This is a genomic window from Embleya scabrispora DSM 41855, assembly GCF_000372745.1.
In the GTDB taxonomy this organism is placed as follows: domain Bacteria; phylum Actinomycetota; class Actinomycetes; order Streptomycetales; family Streptomycetaceae; genus Embleya; species Embleya scabrispora.
The window spans coordinates 1-17,157 of sequence record NZ_KB889716.1 but is presented as its reverse complement, the minus strand read 5'-3'; the positions used below and the strand labels follow the sequence as shown (position 1 = coordinate 17,157).

At 68.6% G+C, this 17,157-nt stretch carries 17 protein-coding genes and 1 pseudogene; 5 read left to right on the top strand and 13 right to left on the bottom strand.

From position 1 onward, the window contains the following. Positions 1-885: 885 nt before the first annotated feature. Complete coding sequence (locus A3IC_RS70410) at positions 886-1,332, bottom strand: hypothetical protein (RefSeq protein WP_191864085.1); 447 nt, start codon at positions 1,330-1,332, stop codon at positions 886-888. Between the two features lie 691 nt (positions 1,333-2,023). Here A3IC_RS70410 and A3IC_RS60000 point away from each other — a divergent pair. Further along, entirely contained in the window at positions 2,024-2,317 is a 294-nt protein-coding gene (locus tag A3IC_RS60000) for an SH3 domain-containing protein (RefSeq protein ID WP_020556398.1), read from the top strand. A gap of 525 nt (positions 2,318-2,842) precedes the next feature. Here A3IC_RS60000 and A3IC_RS0143745 read toward each other — a convergent pair. From A3IC_RS0143745 to A3IC_RS0143730, 4 genes are all read right to left on the bottom strand, one after another. Next, positions 2,843-4,045 (bottom strand): hypothetical protein, encoded by a 1,203-nt coding sequence (locus A3IC_RS0143745; protein WP_020556397.1) that lies wholly within the window; start codon positions 4,043-4,045, stop codon positions 2,843-2,845. Between the two features lie 844 nt (positions 4,046-4,889). Beyond that, a complete protein-coding gene (locus A3IC_RS0143740; protein ID WP_020556396.1) occupies positions 4,890-5,102 on the bottom strand; it encodes a hypothetical protein in 213 nt (70 codons plus the stop codon). Continuing rightward, complete coding sequence (locus A3IC_RS0143735; RefSeq protein WP_026219418.1) at positions 5,099-5,467, bottom strand: hypothetical protein; 369 nt, start codon at positions 5,465-5,467, stop codon at positions 5,099-5,101. The genes A3IC_RS0143740 and A3IC_RS0143735 overlap by 4 nt, the downstream gene beginning before the upstream one ends. Before the next feature lie 249 nt (positions 5,468-5,716). After that, positions 5,717-6,841, bottom strand: coding sequence for an FAD-dependent oxidoreductase (locus tag A3IC_RS0143730; RefSeq protein WP_020556394.1), 1,125 nt, complete (start codon positions 6,839-6,841; stop codon positions 5,717-5,719). 99 nt (positions 6,842-6,940) lie between these two features. Between A3IC_RS0143730 and A3IC_RS0143725 the strand changes: the two genes are divergently transcribed. Then, positions 6,941-7,654, top strand: a complete 714-nt coding sequence (locus tag A3IC_RS0143725) for a TetR/AcrR family transcriptional regulator (protein WP_040878270.1) — start codon at positions 6,941-6,943, stop codon at positions 7,652-7,654. 658 nt (positions 7,655-8,312) lie between these two features. Here A3IC_RS0143725 and A3IC_RS0143715 read toward each other — a convergent pair. Beyond that, on the bottom strand, positions 8,313-8,531 hold the full coding sequence (locus tag A3IC_RS0143715; RefSeq protein WP_020556391.1) for a hypothetical protein: 219 nt from the start codon (positions 8,529-8,531) through the stop codon (positions 8,313-8,315). A gap of 107 nt (positions 8,532-8,638) precedes the next feature. Here A3IC_RS0143715 and A3IC_RS69410 point away from each other — a divergent pair, with 107 nt between their 5' ends. Further along, positions 8,639-8,779, top strand: a complete 141-nt coding sequence (locus A3IC_RS69410; RefSeq protein ID WP_020556390.1) for a hypothetical protein — start codon at positions 8,639-8,641, stop codon at positions 8,777-8,779. A gap of 322 nt (positions 8,780-9,101) precedes the next feature. On the opposite strand, the gene A3IC_RS72790 is transcribed toward A3IC_RS69410, so the two are convergent. The 7 genes from A3IC_RS72790 to A3IC_RS0143675 form a co-directional block, all read right to left on the bottom strand. Continuing rightward, positions 9,102-9,752, bottom strand: a complete 651-nt coding sequence (locus A3IC_RS72790; RefSeq protein ID WP_191864084.1) for a transposase — start codon at positions 9,750-9,752, stop codon at positions 9,102-9,104. A 121-nt stretch (positions 9,753-9,873) separates the two neighbouring features. Next, on the bottom strand, positions 9,874-10,296 hold the full coding sequence (locus A3IC_RS0143700) for a hypothetical protein (protein WP_191864083.1): 423 nt from the start codon (positions 10,294-10,296) through the stop codon (positions 9,874-9,876). Positions 10,297-10,427: 131 nt separating this feature from the next. Beyond that, positions 10,428-10,868 carry a DUF6262 family protein gene (locus A3IC_RS0143695; RefSeq protein WP_026219416.1) on the bottom strand — a complete coding sequence of 147 codons (441 nt, stop codon included), beginning with the start codon at positions 10,866-10,868 and terminating at the stop codon, positions 10,428-10,430. Continuing rightward, on the bottom strand, positions 10,858-13,107 hold the full coding sequence (locus tag A3IC_RS0143690) for a tyrosine-type recombinase/integrase (RefSeq protein ID WP_026219415.1): 2,250 nt from the start codon (positions 13,105-13,107) through the stop codon (positions 10,858-10,860). Before A3IC_RS0143690 ends, A3IC_RS0143695 begins: the two co-directional genes overlap by 11 nt. Then, the gene (locus tag A3IC_RS0143685) at positions 13,104-14,222 is read right to left on the bottom strand and encodes a tyrosine-type recombinase/integrase (RefSeq protein WP_020556385.1); all 1,119 of its coding nucleotides are present in this window, start codon (positions 14,220-14,222) and stop codon (positions 13,104-13,106) included. The genes A3IC_RS0143690 and A3IC_RS0143685 overlap by 4 nt, the downstream gene beginning before the upstream one ends. A gap of 78 nt (positions 14,223-14,300) precedes the next feature. Further along, positions 14,301-14,885, bottom strand: coding sequence for a transposase (locus A3IC_RS59995; RefSeq protein WP_245599828.1), 585 nt, complete (start codon positions 14,883-14,885; stop codon positions 14,301-14,303). A gap of 121 nt (positions 14,886-15,006) precedes the next feature. Beyond that, entirely contained in the window at positions 15,007-15,207 is a 201-nt protein-coding gene (locus A3IC_RS0143675) for a hypothetical protein (RefSeq protein WP_020556383.1), read from the bottom strand. Positions 15,208-15,356: 149 nt separating this feature from the next. Between A3IC_RS0143675 and A3IC_RS0143670 the strand changes: the two genes are divergently transcribed. Beyond that, a complete protein-coding gene (locus tag A3IC_RS0143670) occupies positions 15,357-16,178 on the top strand; it encodes a hypothetical protein (protein WP_158696340.1) in 822 nt (273 codons plus the stop codon). 39 nt (positions 16,179-16,217) lie between these two features. Further along, positions 16,218-16,356: pseudogene (locus A3IC_RS73870) on the top strand (IS1380 family transposase); the annotation flags it as partial. Between the last annotated feature and the right edge of the window lie 801 nt (positions 16,357-17,157).

The window sequence follows — 17,157 nt, the reverse complement described above, 5'->3', positions numbered from 1 at the left end:
CGCTCGGGTCGGCGCCGGTGGTCACCACACACAGCGGCGGGCAGTTGCGGCCCGGGTACCGCTCGCGCCACACCGCGCGGGTGGAGCCGTTGAGGTGGCGNGGNCCTTCGTGGNTGCGGTGTTCGGCCCAGCGGGTCCAGGTGTCGATTCTCATGGCGAGGCGGTGCAGGGGGCATGGTGGCGCGGTCGAGTTCGATCAGGCGTACTCCGGTGTCGCGGTGGTCGGTGGTGTCGAGGCGGGCGACGGCGTCGGCGCTCAGGCGGCGGCGCTCGAGGCGGTGTTCGACCTCGACGTCCCAGCCGGTGATGGGGCCGGCGTGGTGGCGTACGCACGCGGCGGCGGTGACGGCGTGGGCGGCCAGGCCGCCGCGCAGCGCGGCCTCGCCGGTCGCGGCGCGCGGTCGGTGCGGGGCACCGGGCGCGGTGATAGCGGCCTGCCCGGCCCGGGTGAGATGCCAGACGTCGGTGCGCCCGTGACGCACTCGGGCGACCAGGCCGCGCTGTTCCTGGGTGAGGGTGACGCGGCGCAGGTAGGTGGTGTGGTGCTTGTGTGGTCGGGGGTGAGCAGTTCGCGCAGCTGGGCGAGTGTGGCGACGCGGACGCAGCCGAGGGCAGCCAGGACCCGGCCGCGCAACACCACCGCGCCGGCGACACCGTCACCGGACGGGGACTTCGGGCGGGATTCGTGCCGCGGTACCGGTCGACGTCGCTCGGGCATGGCGTGCTCCTCGACGCACGGGGCGCCCCCACTGGGCGCCCCGTGCGTCGGAGAATGCACCCACCCCCCTCGTCCGCTGTCCGTACAACGCTGTGACCAGCACCGATACGTGCGGTCGAAACACCGACAGACACCGGACAAGGAGGTCCGATGAATCCCTATTTCGCCTACGCACCTCCACCACCGTGCCGATCGCCACCGGCGTGTGGACGCCGGGGACCTCCCCGGCCGAAACCCTGTGGCTGCCGCTGAACGCACGACCACCCCGCGGCGAATCGGCCCGTCACGGTGACGCCCTCGCGCAGGCGGCCGGGGTCCAGGCGTACGAACGTGTCGCGGTCGAGTCGGCGCACGACCAGGTCGGCGGTGAAGTCGTCCTCGGCCGCGACGACGATCACCCGGGCGTCGGCGCGGCGCACTACCTGGTCGTCCTTGCGGCGCACGCCGCCCTGGTCCTGGGTGCTGGTGTAGTTCGCCACGATCACCGGATCCACCGCCTCCACCAACACGCGCCCGTCCGCTACCACGTTCGCGCCGACGAAGGGGTCGTAGCGGTACTCCGGCAACGGGGTCACCCGATCGCCGGAAACCGGTGCCATCCTGCGCCCGAGCACCAACGCCTTCCTCATTCCGTGCCAGGCGCAGCGGCTGCCTGCGCAGGACGTCGTGGCCGCGGTAGCCGGGCGGGCACAGATCGAACAACCATGTGACGGCCGTGTCCTCCCAGCCCTCGACACCAGGCGGGCGCACTGCGGGCGGCCACCCCGGCGGAGCGACACCGGCCCTGCCCCGCTGCGGTTGCGAACCCTGCTTCTCGGCGAGGACGCGGGCGAAACGACTCGGCGGCTCCCACTCCGGGGGGTCGTCGTCGCCGCTGTCGTTGCCGTACACACCGCTGGCGTGTTGTCCGGCGTCATCGAATCTTGATCGCATGCCATCGAACCTTGACGAACGCGAGTTTGTGTCATCGAAGACTAATCGCGCTGGTCAGAGGCCCCGGCAGAGTCGAACCAACGCGGCGCCCAGGGACACTCGGCGGTACCGAGCCGAGGCGGAGCAGCCCTTCGCGCCCGCGACCAGGGCTTTTACCGATCAAGGATCGATGTCATCGGAGTTTGATCATCCAAGGCAGATGGGCAGTGCAGGCAGCCGAGAAGCCGTACCGCCTCCTCTGCCTATAATCACACAGCGTAATTGATTGTCTACGAGACGTGCATAGATGAGTGGGACCGGGGAATGTAGGCGCCGACACACATGGCCGGGCCTTCCGGGTGACGGCCGCCCACTGCTTCCACGGAGGAATAGATGGCTTCTCAGCCCGACAAGCCGTACGGCACCGTAGTCAGCCAGGCAGGCGTCCACGAACGCCAGGCTCCTTCCACCGACGCGCCTGCCCTGGGCACACTGCCGTCCGGGGCCACGGTCGGCCTGCGCGGCAAGGTCCGCGCCCAGGACATCGACGGCAACAACATCTGGTACCTGCTGCGGGACCGAAATGCATGGGTCGCAGCCCGCTACGTCGCCAACACCGGCAACGTCCCATGGGTCAAGGAACTCGCCACAGCCGCGGCTGCCGCCGACGGGGACAGCGCAGGCTGAGAAACCGCTCCGCTTCCCCGGCGAGGCACCCCGGACATGACGCGAGGTCCGCCCCGACTCACCGGGTGCGGACCTCGCTCACCTGCACGTGCGCGTCATTCAGCCGAACGGCACTCCGTACACCGCCGTTCGGCTGGGGGCGCTCAACCTTCGGTGACACGATCAAGGTTCGCTGACACAGGACAGTGTCCCCTCCCGCCTCACCAATGGCGAGGGCGCCCGCCCGGCTACCCGTCCGGGCGAAATCGAGCCGGCCCGCCGGGGCATCGCGGCGGCGAACGGGGCGCCGTACGTACCATCGAACGCGCGACACCGGGCGATTCTGAACGGCCGGGTGACGGTTCGGCGACACGGGAAACGTCCCGCTCCGCGTCGAGGAGCTGTCGCGCCCACCGATCGCACGCCGCGAACGGTCGTGCCCGCCGAAATTCCGATCGCACCGGGCCCGGTACCGCGTGGGGCGCGGCAGGCCGCCAAGCCACACGCGGATGCCCCGGGGACGACGCGCCCCCGGGGCGACGCCGGTCAATCGCAGCGGGGGTAGGGCCACGGGCCGTTCAGGTAGTTGAACATGGCGTTCCAGCTGTAGTGCTCGTTCGCCACGTCGGATCGACATGCCAGGTAGTCGTAGATGAAGCCGACCGGGCTGTAGAAGGCGGAGCTGTTGACGAAAATCTTGCTGTGGAAGACCAGGAGCCATGTCTTCGTGTTGCCGTGTTGGTACCAGCACACGGCCTTCGGTCCGCTGCCGTCCCTGATGCCGGCCGCGGGGAGATTCTCGAGAGCCGGCCATACGTCGGTCAGACCCACCGGGCGGGGCCAGTCGGCTTTGAAGTCTCCGCTGCCCGCGTCGAGGAAGGCGACCCGGTTTCCTGCGGTGAACAGGTAGTAGTCGTCGATGGCCGTGACGCAGGAGACGCCGCCGGCCCATTGGTCCCTCTCGTCCTGGCCGAATTCTCCGTTGGCGATCCGGGCGAACCCCCTCCAGACGTCCGTCAGTTTCTGCGGCGACCAGGTGACAGTGTCTCCGTAGCCGTTCGTCCTCGCGCAGTAAATGCCGTTGAACAGCCACCACATCCCGGTGCGCTTGACGTAGACGCACGTGTCCAGCCCGCTGTCGAACTCCCGATGGCCCCTGAGGCTGGTCCATCCGTAAGTGTCCCGGAAATCCCGGGGGTTGATGTGCATGGAGTTTCCGTCGTAGTCCGTGGTGAAGTAGATCGACGACACCGAAGACGCGTTCGGGTTCGAATTGGTGGCGGTGAAACACCAACGGTTGTTGTAGAGGTTGATGGAGTTCACGGTCCACCACCGCAGGCCGTTCACGACGGCCGGAGGGTTCCAGCCTCCCGGGGGGACGTAGCCCTCGTCCGGTTCGGGCACCAGGGTGGAAAAGGGAATGACCCCCACCAGTTTGACCCGTCCGTCCGGCACCGTCTCCGAGACGGCCTCGATCACCGTCACCTCGGCCTGGATGTAGGCACTGATCAAGTCGAAGAACGGCGCGACCTCCTCCAGCGCCTCCATGGACACTTCCAGGTAAGCGTCGAAGAGCTTCTCCATGGTGCTGATCCACCCGACCGCCTCCCTGCTCAGGTGGATCGTGTACTGGAAGCCGCTGAACTCGGTATAGATGTCTCCGCTCGTGTCGAATTTCGCGGCGCGGGTCCCCTCGGCCCCCGAGCGGGGTGCGAGTACTCCGTCGACGGGCTCATCGAAAGGCGGCATGGCGTCTCCTCCCGGGACCGCCCCACATGTGCGGTCGGTGAGTGGTTCGCGGTGGCCAGGTGCCAGTATCGGAAGGCGTTCCGGACGTCACAAGACACCTCGAAAGGTTGGCCGACACCAGGTCGGGCATTCAGGCCACGCGGCTCCGCGAACGCACCGACCCACGACAAAACCGCAGGACGGAGACGGGCATCGCGGTCCCGTCCCCACCACCGAGTACGGCGGATGGGACGGGGCGACTCGCACTCACGTTGGGGAAAGCCGGCGGATCGACGATCGGCGCGCGAGGAATCGACGTACCCAGGCCACCGGGGCCAAACGCCGCCATGATGCAAAGCCGCTCGAACCGGCGGCGTCGTCCCATACGCACGATCGTTGCCCAGCATGGGCGTGGGTGGGCCCTTTTCCGGCATCCCGCCCACCATGGAACACGCAGACACGTACGCCCGCGAGCAACGTACAACCCAGTGTCCGAAGTGCGTCCTTGCGTTCACCGCCGCTCCACTAGCGGGCATTTCCTAGCAATCCGCGGCGTGAGACACCCGGCACCCGAGACACGCCGGCAGGTGACATAACGCTGTCCAAGAGCACGTCCACGTCGGGCAGGTCCCGGTCGGCGGCCCGGGCGATGTCCGCGAACGCGTCCGACAGGTCGGTGCCCCTGCGGGACAGGACCGCGCCGGGCCGCCGACCGGGCGGGCCACCCAGGAACGGAAGTCGTCCTTCTCCAGACTTCGCGATGTCTCATGAGACACCGCCCGCCTTGGTGGGTTCAGTCGGCCAGCCCACCTCAGGCCCACCGACACGCCGGCCCGTAGCCGCGGTGAAGCTGCCGACGGGCGGCCTACGAACGGATGTTCCCCCTTTGAAGGCGGATGTCGCGGTGGATGTACGTAGCGACGGTCAGGACTGCCGTCAGGTGGAAGAGCCACAGTCCGAGGTGGGTCGGCACGGCACGGTGACGGCCGCCCAGGACGTCGAAATACGAGGAGCCGGAGGACGTGTCCAGTCGCAGGAGGCAGCCAAGGGTGAGTACCGCTCCCGCGTAGCCCGTCACCCGTGCCGGCACTCCGGAGTCCGGGGCAAGCACCCCCGTGGCGTCAGGGTCGTCGCCAGGCCGACGAAGACACCCATGCTCAGGCGCCCACCCTCGCCGAAAGCCTCCACGACGATCCAGCCACCATCGTCGGTGGAGTAGGCGGGCAGGGGCAGGCTGACCACGAACAGTCCGAGCAACACAACCGGCGGGAAGAACAGTCGCACCGTGTCGGATGCCGTCCCGGGCGACGGGGACCACAGCGGCGCTCGCATCGACCGGCGACCCGATCGGGTCCTCGATCCGGGCGAGGAGCAGGCCGGGAAGCCGCCGACCGCCGGCGCGGTCGGCCCGGGCCGCAGGCACGCCGTGCGTATGTCGGTCATCGGTTCGGTGGTCGGCCTCGCGATACACGGCGACACCATCGCCTGGACGCTGTCGCCCCGGACCGGGGTAACGGCCCCAGCGCATCACACGGCGGCACCAGCCCCAGCCCCGCGGAGACGAACCACCGGACGGGTCTCCCGACGCGGCCCGCGCCGGCCCTGCGGTAGTCGACCGCGTCGTCAACAGGCGGGGATCAGTATGTCCACGACCGGGCGGGTCCGGTCGATCGCGCAAGGTGAATTTCGGCCTCAGGACAGTTTCGCTTCGGGGGCGAAGGCGGGCAGCTTCTCGAGACTGCTGCGCACGGCCTCGGCGCCGTACTCGAACATCTGCCGCTCGTAGTCGTCGACCGCGCCGAGCAGATCCCGGCGGCCTTCGTTGGCCTCGATCAGGCAGCGGCGCAGCAGGTCGGCATCGCGCAGCGCGGTGTTCGCGCCGTTGCCGCCGGTCGGGGAGGTGGCGTGGATCGCGTCGCCGAGCAGTGTGACCGGGCCGGACGCCCAGCGCTCACCGGGCTTGACCACCCGGATGGACAGCAGCGTGCTGTTGTCCGGGTCGGCCTGCTCGATCAGCGCGCGCAGCTCCGGGTGCCAACCTTGCATCCTGGACAGCACGGCGTCCTGCGCGGTCGGGTCCTCCGGCGAGCCGTTCGGCGGCAGGATCATGGCCCAGCGCACGTAGTCGGCGATGTCGGGCAGCGTGACTTCGGGGGCCAGTTGCTCGGCGGCCTGCTTCGGCGGGGTTCGGAAGCGCATCGCGCCGAGCAGCAGGCTGACGCCGTCGCCCGTGATCTTCGAGCCGTATGCCTTGGACAGGCCGGCGAACTCGTCGGTCAGCGGGGTGCGGCCGATGACGAACCGGACGCCGGTGTCGGTCGGGGTGGTCTGCGGCGACAACACCCCGCGGACCGCGGAGGTGACGCCGTCCGCGCCGACGAGCAGGTCGGCGGTGGCCGGGTCGCGGCGGGCGAACCGGGCTTGGACCTGGCCGTCGGCCGGCACGTCGTAGCCGGTCAGCGCGGCATCGGTGTGCACGGTGAGGCCGGTCAGCAACAGGTGTCGCAACACCTGCCGGTCGACCACGATGCCGGTCCGGCCCGCGCCGAGCCTGCCGATCTCGTTCAGCTGCGGGTCCAGGATCAGCTGCTCGGCGGAGGCGTCCATGACGATCTCGTCCAGCAGCGGGTGCCAGCGCGTCGGCAGGCAGTCGCGCAGCGCCTGGAAACCGATCGGGTCCAGCACGAGCCGGTAGCCCTGGAACCGTGCGACGATCCCCGGGTCGCGCTCGAACACGTCGGCCTCGATCCCGGCACCACGCAGACCCTGCGCGAGAGCCAGACCTCCCAGACCGGCTCCGACAACGGAAACTCGCATCACACACCTCCGGGACATCGATACGAACTAAGTTCGTTCCCTCTGACGAACTAAGTTCTACGCAACGAACTTAGATCGTGTCAAGTTATAGTGGCCGGCATGTCCGCCGATCCCCGCCAGCGCCGCGCAGCTCGCCACGCCCAACCCTCACCGGAGGCCGCCGCGTCGGCGCCACGCAAGAAGCCGATCACCGTCGAACGGAGCACCGACGCCGCCCTGGAAGTCGTCGCCACCGAGGGGTATGACGCGCTGACCATCCGCCGGGTCGCCGCCGTACTCGGCACCGGTCCGTCGTCGCTGTACGCGCACATCGTCAACAAGGACGACATCGACGATCTCCTGATCGGCAGGCTCTACGCCGAGGTCGCGCTCCCCGAACCGGACCCGGCTGCCTGGCGCGAGCAGCTGTTCGGGGTGTACACGCAGATCCGCGACCTGTACCTGCAATACCCCGGAGTCTCGCGCGCCGCGCTGGCCATGGTGTCGACCAACCCGGAGATGCTGCGGGTCGGCGAAGGAATCCTGGCGATCCTGCTCGCGGGCGGCATCGAACCGCGGACGGCCGGATGGGCCCGCGACGCGCTGTCCCTCTACGTCAGCGCCTATGCACTGGAGCAGTCGCTGGTCCGGCAACGACGCCGGCACCAGGATCAGGAATGGGTACTCAGCCACGAGGAGTTGTTGGACCGCTTCACCGCACTGCCCGCCGAGAAATTCCCGCAGACTCGACGCCATGCCGCCGAGCTGATCTCCGGCACCGGACACGACCGCTTCGAGTTCGCCCTCGGCCTGCTCATGAACAATCTGCCGTGAACGAAGCCAGTGGGGTCGGTGATCCACGGCGGGCCGGGCTCGTCGCGGTCGCCCAGCGGATTGGGCAGGGTGTCGTGGTCCCAGGCCGGGGGGTCGACACGGTGGATGCCGGCGCGGCAGCGTTTGCGGCCGCGCGGTCCGTCGAAGTCGTCCAGGTCGGGGCGTGTGCGGTGTTCGAGGGGCCGATCGGCAGGTGGCCTTGAGCGCGGACAGGTACGCGGCGTTCATGTCCAGCGCGGTGACCGCGTAATCCCCTGCCGGCAGGCTCTTGTTGCGCCACTTCGGGCGGGCCTCCCACACCGCGTCGGCTTCCTCCTTGCTGCGCTTGCGCACAGGTCGGGCAACGGCGGGTACCAGGTGTGCTCGTAACGGGACCCGGCTCGCGACAGGCGCAGGAGTTCCATCACGTCCGGGATCGCCCGCCTGGCCAAGACCTCCCCAGCGGCGGCGGTGGCAGGAGTATCACCGGCGACCGCCTCGATCGCGCAACCCGCCGTGGCCCGGACCACTGGAGCTGCCCCGCCGCGAGGACGTCATCGAGGCCACCATCCGGCAACGCGCCGCGTTCCTCTCCCCGGCCCCCTACATCCGTTGCCTCACATGAGATCGGATTTTTGAAGCCGTCCATCCGTCGCCAACGGATCCATGGGGGCCGCGCTCACATCAGGACGCCGATCACGAGGCCCACCAGTGTGGTGATCGTCAGAATGAACAGGCCGCCGCAGCCGCCGCCGGAGGCGGACTTCTTTCGCGATCGCGATCCGCTGGGGCGTTTGCCGCTGGAGTGCTTGGCGCAGTAGCGCTCGCCGGGCCGGGCCTGGTTGCCGCAGCTCAGCCCACCCTTGCTGTTCTTCGTCGGCTTTTGGCACCTGGCCATGAGCGTCCCCCTCGGTTGGTGACCCCATGTTGTCGAAATCTCGTACTGTGTGCGGGACTTCGCGCAGACTGGCGGACGGGGTCTGTCGAGCTTCGGGGAGATTCGCGGTGGGATGGTTCTCGCGGGGGCTCGAGCCGGACGTCATCTTCGATTCGGTGATCGCGGACGGGGTGATCCGGCCGGCGTTCACCGACGACGACGGTGTGCTGTGGATCGACGACGGCCGGATCTGGATCGACATGGACTGAGCCGGTCACCGTCGGGCCATGGGGGATGCCGAGGTCCGTCCGTCCGCAGGCTCAGGGTGTGGGGGCGCAGCGGCGGCAGCGGTCGTAGTGGCGTCCGCCTTTGCGGCCGGTCCTGTCCGCCATCCAGGTGCGGGCCTGGGGTACGGACAGGGGTCGGAACGGCACGGGTTGGGGGTGGCGTTCGTCCATGCGGGTGTGTGCGTAGGCCTTGGGTGTGGGCGGCGCCGGTGGGTGTGGCGTAGGTGTCGGGGATCGTCCGGGTGACGACGGGTCAGGTAGGAAGCCGTTGTCTTACCGAATGTAGTTCCTGCGTTTGCGCTGGTCAGGCGTGAAGTCCGGTGCCGTGCGGGAGGGATGACGTGTGATGTCGTCTCGTTCGCTGGAGGTCGTGGTGGCGTCGGTGATGGGGTTGTTGGAGGAGCGCGAGACGGCTGCCCGGGTGCGGGTGGAGGGGTTGCGCGCGGAGGCTGACCGGGTCCTGGCCGCGTTGCGCGAGGCCGAAGTGGTCCTGGAGCGCCGGGTGGTCGCGGTTGAGGAATTGGCCGAGGCTCTGGACGCGCGGGCGCCGGCCGAGTCGGTGGAGCAGGCCGGGGGCGTCGAGCCGGTGCCGGTGGTCGTGAAACCTGCGAAGTCCGGGGCGGTGGTGCCGCACCGGCGTGCGGGGACAGCGGTGGAGGTGCTCGCGCCGGACTACCGGCGGATCGTCGCGCTGGTGGAGGCCGACGGCGCCGCAGCGCAACTGCGGGTGAAGGACCTGGCGTGCGGGCTGGGCCTGGAGCTGGTCCCCCAGGTCGCCGGTGTAGGAGCCGTCGGCCCACAGACGCCGCAGGCGGCGGTGCCTCGCCCGCAGCGCGGGCAGCATCCGGCGGGCGGCCTCGCGGTCGGTGACGGCGGCCGCGGTGACCAGCACCTGAAGCAGCAGCCCGAGCGTGTCCACGACGATGTGCCGCTTGCGGCCGTTATCTTGAGCCATCGCAATGAGGACGGGGCTGACCAGGGACAATGCGATGTGGACGGTGTCCTCGACGCGGAGGAATCGAGACCTTTCCGGCTGCGGAGATTGTGTCGCCCGGCGTGTCGCTCGCTCCGGAGGGTCAGCCGGACGATGTCTCGACTGTCACTCCGACGGAATGGTGTCGGAGCCGGGCGGCTATGAGTTCCATCTCGACGAACGTGCCCACGAGGCCGGTCGTCTTCAACTCGTCTGCCAGGGCCCGTGCTTGTGCCAGTGACAGGCCGTGCACCTCTCGAAGGGCGCGAAGGACGGGCACTGCACTCGCCCCGGGCGCTGTCAGCCGGAGCCGGGCGGGTCCGTGTTCCGCGAGGAGGGCCTGGCGGATCGCCTCCGGAGTCGCGTCGCCGAAGTCCTGCTCGCACCAGGCGACGGGGCAGGACTGGCAAGCCCCCTCGGTTCCCCACCACAGGCGCCCGCGTTCGATGGACTGGCCGGTGTCGAGTATCAGCACACCGCCGCAGGCTTCGCATCGTGTTGTGATCTTCACGCCCTGGCTTATCACCGTGCTCCTCATCATCGGACCTTGCCCCGGATAGTGCCGTAACAGCGTCCCTCCGTCGACCGCGTATCCTCGCCGACCTCCCGGGTTGGCTGCGGGAACAGCTGCGGTCGCGATGCCGGTGCGTCAGCTCCTCAGCACGGGCCGATCGCCCTTGCAGCTGGAGACGTCGCCGTGGCGCGGATGCCGCAGGTGTCGGCCGTGCGGCGTTCGCCCAACGCCAGGGCGAGGGCCTGCCTGAGCTCGCGATTCTCCGCCTCCAGCTGCCGGTTGCGCTCGGTGGCGGCCTCCAAGCGCCGCAGCAGGGATGCTTCGGAGGCCCGCTGCCGGTCGGGAATCGGGCGGGCAGCGGGGACGGGGCGATGCCGGGCTCGCAGACGTTCGATCTCGGCTCGTAGGTCCGGCTGGTTGTAGAGCCAGGACCGGGAGACGCCCGCTTCGCGGGCGACTGCCTCGAAGGTGATCACGGTGCCGGTGGCGTCCATCCGCCGCAGGGCCGAGGTGGCGCGTCGGCGGGTTGCCGCGGCCCGCCGGTGGGCCGCAGCGACGATCAGGTGGGAGTTGTCAGCTGGCATGGGCGGCGTCCTCCGGGTTGTCCTGGCCGTCCTGGAGCTCGCTGATCATGCGGTCGAGGTTGTCGGCAACCTGCTGGTTCATCTCAGCGACCCGGGTGTGGCCGCAGCCGGTGGCGTTGTCGATCAGCGCCAGGGTCCGGGTGCGCTGTTCACGGAGCTCGGGCAGGAACTCGGGTCCGGTGAGGAAGACCGGGCAGGTCAGGCACGCGTTCGCGTGCGGGCAGGTCTTCTGGACGGGCAGTCCGCAGTAGCCGTTGGGCAGAGTTTGAGTGGCGATGCCGTAGCGGGTCTTGGCCCACTGGACTTGGCCGAGGGGCCCGTCGCTCTCCAGTGCGACGCGCTCGCCCTTGATGTTGACCTTCATCGCCTGCTCCCACCGGCGCCGCACCGTCTGATCGGTGATCCGCGCATAGTGGGCTGTCATCTGGGACGACTCGTGATCAAGGAGGACCCGTACGACTTCCTGGGGGACGTCCCTGTTGATCAGTCGGCAGGCAAAAGTGTGTCGCCATTGATGCGGTGTGAGATGGACGGGGCGGCCGTGCTCGTCGTGGATTTCGCAGGTAGCCAGCCAGCGCTTCAGCATCTGGCGGTAGGTGCTGTAGGGCAGTTGGAGGTTGCCGGAGACGTTCGCGTGGGGCCTGGGGAAGAGGCAGGTGGTGGCTTCGGGCCAGCGTTCCAGGGTGCGCTGTTGCTGGGCGCGGATGGCGGCCTGGAGTTCCTCATCGATGGGGACGGCTGCCTCGCGCTTCATCTTGGTGTAGAAATACCGCAGGTAGGGGGCGCCTTGGCCGTCATGGACGAGGCAGTCGAAGTCCAGCGTGAGTGCACTGGAGATCCGCAGCCCGCAGCGGACGAGGATGAGTGTGACGAGCTGGCCCGCCGGGTTGGTCCATCGCCGCAAGTTCTCTTCGGATTCGACCTGGGTCATGACGTGTTCGGCCAGCCGGCGGGAGACCTGCGCGGGGGCGGGCGGCGTGTCACCGGGGTAGAAGGCGGCCGTGCCCGGCAGCGTGTCGTCCCAGTGATGCTGCCGGATGGCCTGGAAGAACAGGTTCAGTCCGCCGATCTTGGTCTTCTTGACAGCGTGCCCGCCCGGCCGCGAGGCGACCCAGGCCAGATGCCGTTCAAGCAGCGGGCGGTCGACGTCGGCCAGCCGATCGACACCGGCGAGGGTCAGGAACTCACTGAAGGAGACCAGGGCGTCCAGTCCTGCCCTTGCCGCAGCGATGCTCAGCCCGGAGGTCAGCCGCAAGCGCATCCAGCGTTTCCCCAGGTCACGGAGCCACGGCTGGGCAATGGCATCGAATCGGAGCCGGACCCGTGGACTTGGGGCGGTGGCTGCGGCACGAGTGATGCTGCCGGGCAGCTTGTGCAGGCGCCAGATATCCCGGCCGTACTCAACCTCCCAGCCGGCTCCGTCCCGCAGTGTCTCGACAGCGTCACGTGTCTCGATCAGGAACAGCACCGGATCACGGATCACGCGGGTCTTGGCGGCCTGCCGCCACTCGGCCTCGTCGAGATCCAGCAACGAGGACACCGCCGCAGATCTCGCGAATCGCACTGCCTGCATCACCCCGCGTGGGGCGGTCGCGCGATGGTGAGCGTCGGCCCGGCACTGCAGCCCGTACTGGAATTCCAGCGTCAGCTGGGGCGGCAAATCACGCAGGTCGATGACCCCACCGCCACTCAACTCGCAGTCGAGGATGAACCGTTCGACATCGTGGTGGCCAGCACGCTTCCACCGGTCGTGATGGTTCTTGCAGAACAGCTTCTGCAGAGTTTCGACCCAAAGGGTGCAGAACGGCAGACGGCATTCAGTCGCCTCGGGGTTGACCAGGGCCGGAGCCTCCCAGGACTCAAGGTCGGGTCTGCCCGCTCGTGCCCATCGGTCGTGGTGCTTGGAGCACAGCCCGCGGGAGCTGAGGCCATAGCGGCAGCCGTCGACGCGGCAGGCCGCGAGAGGCGTCCGACCACGAATCGGTGCCCCAGGGTCAGCAAGGAAGGCCGCGAGATCCGGGTGCCCACGGTGCCTCCACCGCACGGCGTGCCCGTTGCAGAGACCGCGCATGCTGACCGGGCGATCGCAGTCGACAACCGTGCAACCGGGGGACGCGAAGCCCAAATCGTCCGGGGCGGGACGGTAGATCTCGGTGCGGAACTCCGCCCGGACCGTGGCCAGTAGCCTCTCCAGCAGGCCGCCTCGTTCGTGGCCGGGGCGAACGGCGCCAGCGGTCACAGTCGGACCTCTCGCCCGGTGAACCAGCCTGCTTCCTCCAGGGTGCGGCGGGCGTCCTCGACGGTCAGGTGACCATACGTGTCGATCGTGGTGCTGATCGAGACATGACCAAGAAGCTCTTTGACGTTCTCCATGCCCTCCCCGCGCCTCAGCAGCCAGGTCGCGTAGGTGTGCCGGTACTGGTGCGGCTCGAAGATGATGCCGGTGGTCCGCCGGAGCCGTTGCACCAGGTCATAGACGGCCGGGTAGCCCCAGGGGTGGCCGTGCGGTTCGGCGAATAGGTTGACGAAGACGTAGTCGGAGTCCAGGGCGCCGTACTCGCGGTGCAGGTAGTCGGAGTACAGACGCATCAGCTCCGCGCTGGCCGGGATGGCGCGGGAGCGGCCGGCCTTCGCCCGGGCACGGTTGTCGTTCTGCCGCGGAACGACGGTCACCTGCCGTTCGGCGATGGCGATGTCGTCGTGCCGCAGACCCAGGGCCTCGCCGATGCGGACCCCGGTGTCCAGCAGCAACGCGAACAACAGCCGGTCACGCAAATGGCCACAGGCATCCAGAATCTTCTGGGCCTGGGCGGCGGTCAGGACGCGGGGACGTCGCCGGTCAGCCTTCAGCTTGATGGTGCGCTGCCGTTCGGGCTTGCCAGAGGCGATGTGCTGCAGGAACGGCTTGTAAGAGGTGGCCGCGGCCCGGTGCCGCCCGGCGGGCCGCATCGTCACCAGCAGGTCTGCGACCGCGACGCCGTTCGGGGCGTGGAACTCGTAGAAGGTGCTGACCGCCGCGAGCTTGCGGTTCACGCTGGAGGTCGCGCAGTGGTGCTCGACCGTCGGTAGCACCGAGACGGCTCCGTTTCGGGCCGGTGGTGACAGCCGCAGCCAGGCCACGAACCCGGCCATCGCCTCCAGGTTCACTGTCCGCCAGTCCAGACCCCGACCGTCGAGGTAGGTCCACCAGTCCTTCAGGTCATGGGCGTACGCCTTGACGGTGTTCGGCGACCGCTCCACTGCGGAGAGGTAGGCCAGGAACGACTCCACCGGGCCGACCGGCCGCAGATCGTTCCCCATGAGCGTCCACGACTCCGCCGTCGAGTCGAGTGTCAGCACCCGCTGTACTCGCATCGCACCTCCAGTTCATCCGTGATGGATGGCGGTAGATAACCGCATCCACCAAGCGAACTGGCGGACCTTCAGAGTGCTTCACACACATGAGGGACGCGCTGCTGCGGGCTCAAGATAACGGCCGTTGATCTTCTTGCCGCCGTCGTAGCCGCGCGTCGCGGACCGGACCGAGGCGGCGGCCTTGACCGAGTGCGCGTCGATGTTGCCCGCGGTCGGCTCCACCGCCCGGCCCTCGGCGATGCGGCACCGCGCGCGCAGCCGGTCGTGGAACTCGCCGGCCAGGCCCTGGTCGCGCCAGCGGCGGAAGAACGCGTAGACGCAGGTCCAGACCGGGAAATCGGCCGGCATCGCCCGCCACTTGATCCCGTTGTCGACCAGGAAGCGCACCGCGTCGACCATCTCCCGGTGGCAGTACGCCTCCGGCTGCCCGCCCCGTCCTTCCAACCAGGCGGGCACCGGCAGCGCCGCCCGCACGACCCGCCACTCGGCATCGGTCGTGTCCGACGGGTACACGCGTGCCCGGATCGGCCGGCCGTCCGCGTTCCCGTACATGTGCGCGAGGCAGTCACACCCACGGTGAAACGGATTGGACTCGCCCGCCGCGAGCGCGTACCACCGTGGCAACAGGGCCTCCTGGACCTCTCGTTCGGCTTCGACAACCACTGAGATTCCAAGAGGCCCTGCTGTCATGCGCGGACAGCACAGAAATCACCCTGCCAGGAGACCAAGTCCTATAACCCGACGCCAAGTTCGGCACGACAACGGCTTCTCGGGCATCCGTCGATCAGGTCGCTGCGGTACCGGATTTCGCGGAGTCCCGCCGAAGGTGACGGACGAACTGATCGGTGTCGGTAAATGCGGTGTTGGCCTGCGAGCTGCGCCGGAGCAGCGACCCCTCCAGCACCGCGAACAGGACCGCGCGCAGTTTGGGCCTGGCCTCGGTCCGCAACGCCGCCAGTTTCACAGTCCCGTCGCCGGCCGTCATCTCGCATGTACCACGCCTGTAGTCGCACCTCATCGGACCGGGAGCCTACGTCCTGCGTCCGACAACGCCGCGACAGGTCTGGACCTCGGGATCGACGCCTTCGGCAGCAGGGCTCGGACGGATCGCGACCTGCGACGGGCGACGCTCGGATGAAGGAACTCGGAGAAGTGACCTTCACTCGGATCGCCCGTCAGCATGCTGTCGTAGCTGTGAGGGAGGATCACGGCAGCTATCGAACGCTGCGGCGGCGACCACCCGCCGATGACCCCACTGTCGAAAGGGAGGGCATGTTTCTCGAATCGCCCGCCGCAAACTGGGATGCCGTGCCAGTTGAGGAGGCGCTGGAGCAGTACGACATGGCCCAAGCGAGCAACCGCACCAGCTGGGATGTCGACGACTATTTCGGTGAGGAACCCGAGCATTTCTACGTCCACCGCGGTGACCTGACGATCGACGGTGCGCTGGCGCTGGGCAACACGCCCTGCGACGACGAGGACACGGTCTACGTCATCGATGGCGATCTAACCGTCAGCGGTCCCATCACCTTTTGCAACGCGGACGTCTACACAACGCTCTACGTCACCGGCTCGGTCGTGGCACAGGATCTGGTGTGTCTCTGGGACAGTTTGCTGTTCGTCGGCCGGTCTTTGACCGTCCGGAACCTTCTCGCGACTTCGCTGTACGACCCGGCCGCCCTCGTCGTCAAGGGGCCGGTGTCTGCCCATACCTGGCTTGAGATGGGCGGCCGGGGCTGTATCTACTTCGCCGGCAAACCCACGACCGACACCTGTGTTCGCGGGCACCTGGACGAGTACGCCGAGGGAGCCAATGCCGCTGTCCACCTCGGCGGGGAAGGCAAGGTCGCCGGCGTGGCGGAGGCGGTCCTCCCTGAGTTCCTCTATGAGGACAGATTCTGCAAAAGCCTGGAGATCCTGAAGGCGGTGCTTGAGGGCAGGCCCGTCCTGCGGTAGGCAGCCGCCCAGGCGCGCTGTTGTGTTCGGTTCGGGGTTCCCGCGAGCGCGTGGACCCCGACCGTCGAAGCCGACGGCACCGTCGGCGAGGACGCGTGGGACGGGGCTGGTCGTGCGGAAGGAACGCCCGCACCCCGGCGCCCAATTTTGGGCCACCGACGTGGACGTAAACCGCGTTCGCCGCGAACACCCCTGGGCTCACCAGCGGAAACGCAGGAACTGCATTCGGTAAGACAACGGCTTCCAATGGTGTGCAGGGTCCTTTGGCCGACCGTGTAGGGGTGGAGGTCGGGTAGATCGGCATCGGTGGCGGTGTCCCACAGCAGATGGAACAGGCGCAGCACAATGGGGACTTGGGACGCGTTCAGGCGGGGCACCTGTTGCCGGGTCAGCACGCGTGAAGCCGGCGCCGGGCCCGGGCGAGGGTGCGCTCGGGGTCGGCGCCGCACAACACCAGCGACGGGCAAGGCGATCCGGCCGGCCTCGTCGACCGACCGTGCCCGGCAATGCCGGTTCGGCCAAGGCGCGGTCGTAGCGTTCCGGGTCGCGGCGTGCGTGGGCGGGCCTGGAGATCTCCAGTACCCGGCCTGCGCGTTGCTCTCGGTGTACCGCGTGATACAGCGTCATCGGCGACGGCAGGGCATGCGTGCCCAGCGTCGGCAGTACCTCGTCTGTGTGTTCTTGCATCCAGCGGTGCAAGGCCCTCACGTTCCCGCCCGCATCCGACAGGCGCGTCCACAACGCATCGATGAACGCGAACGCGCCTCGCCTGGGCGACGGTTGCACACGTCCGGACTCGCGGGCGATCGCCGGTTAACGCCACACCGTGCGCGGCGACGCCCCGGCCGCGGCGGCGGCGATGCGCACGTGCACCGTCTCAGAAAGTGTTGGGCAACCGGAGCTATTGGCCTTTGGTGTCCTCGGCGAGGCGTCGTGCGGCTTCGGTCTCGATGGGGCCGTTGGGTGTGATCTCCTCGCC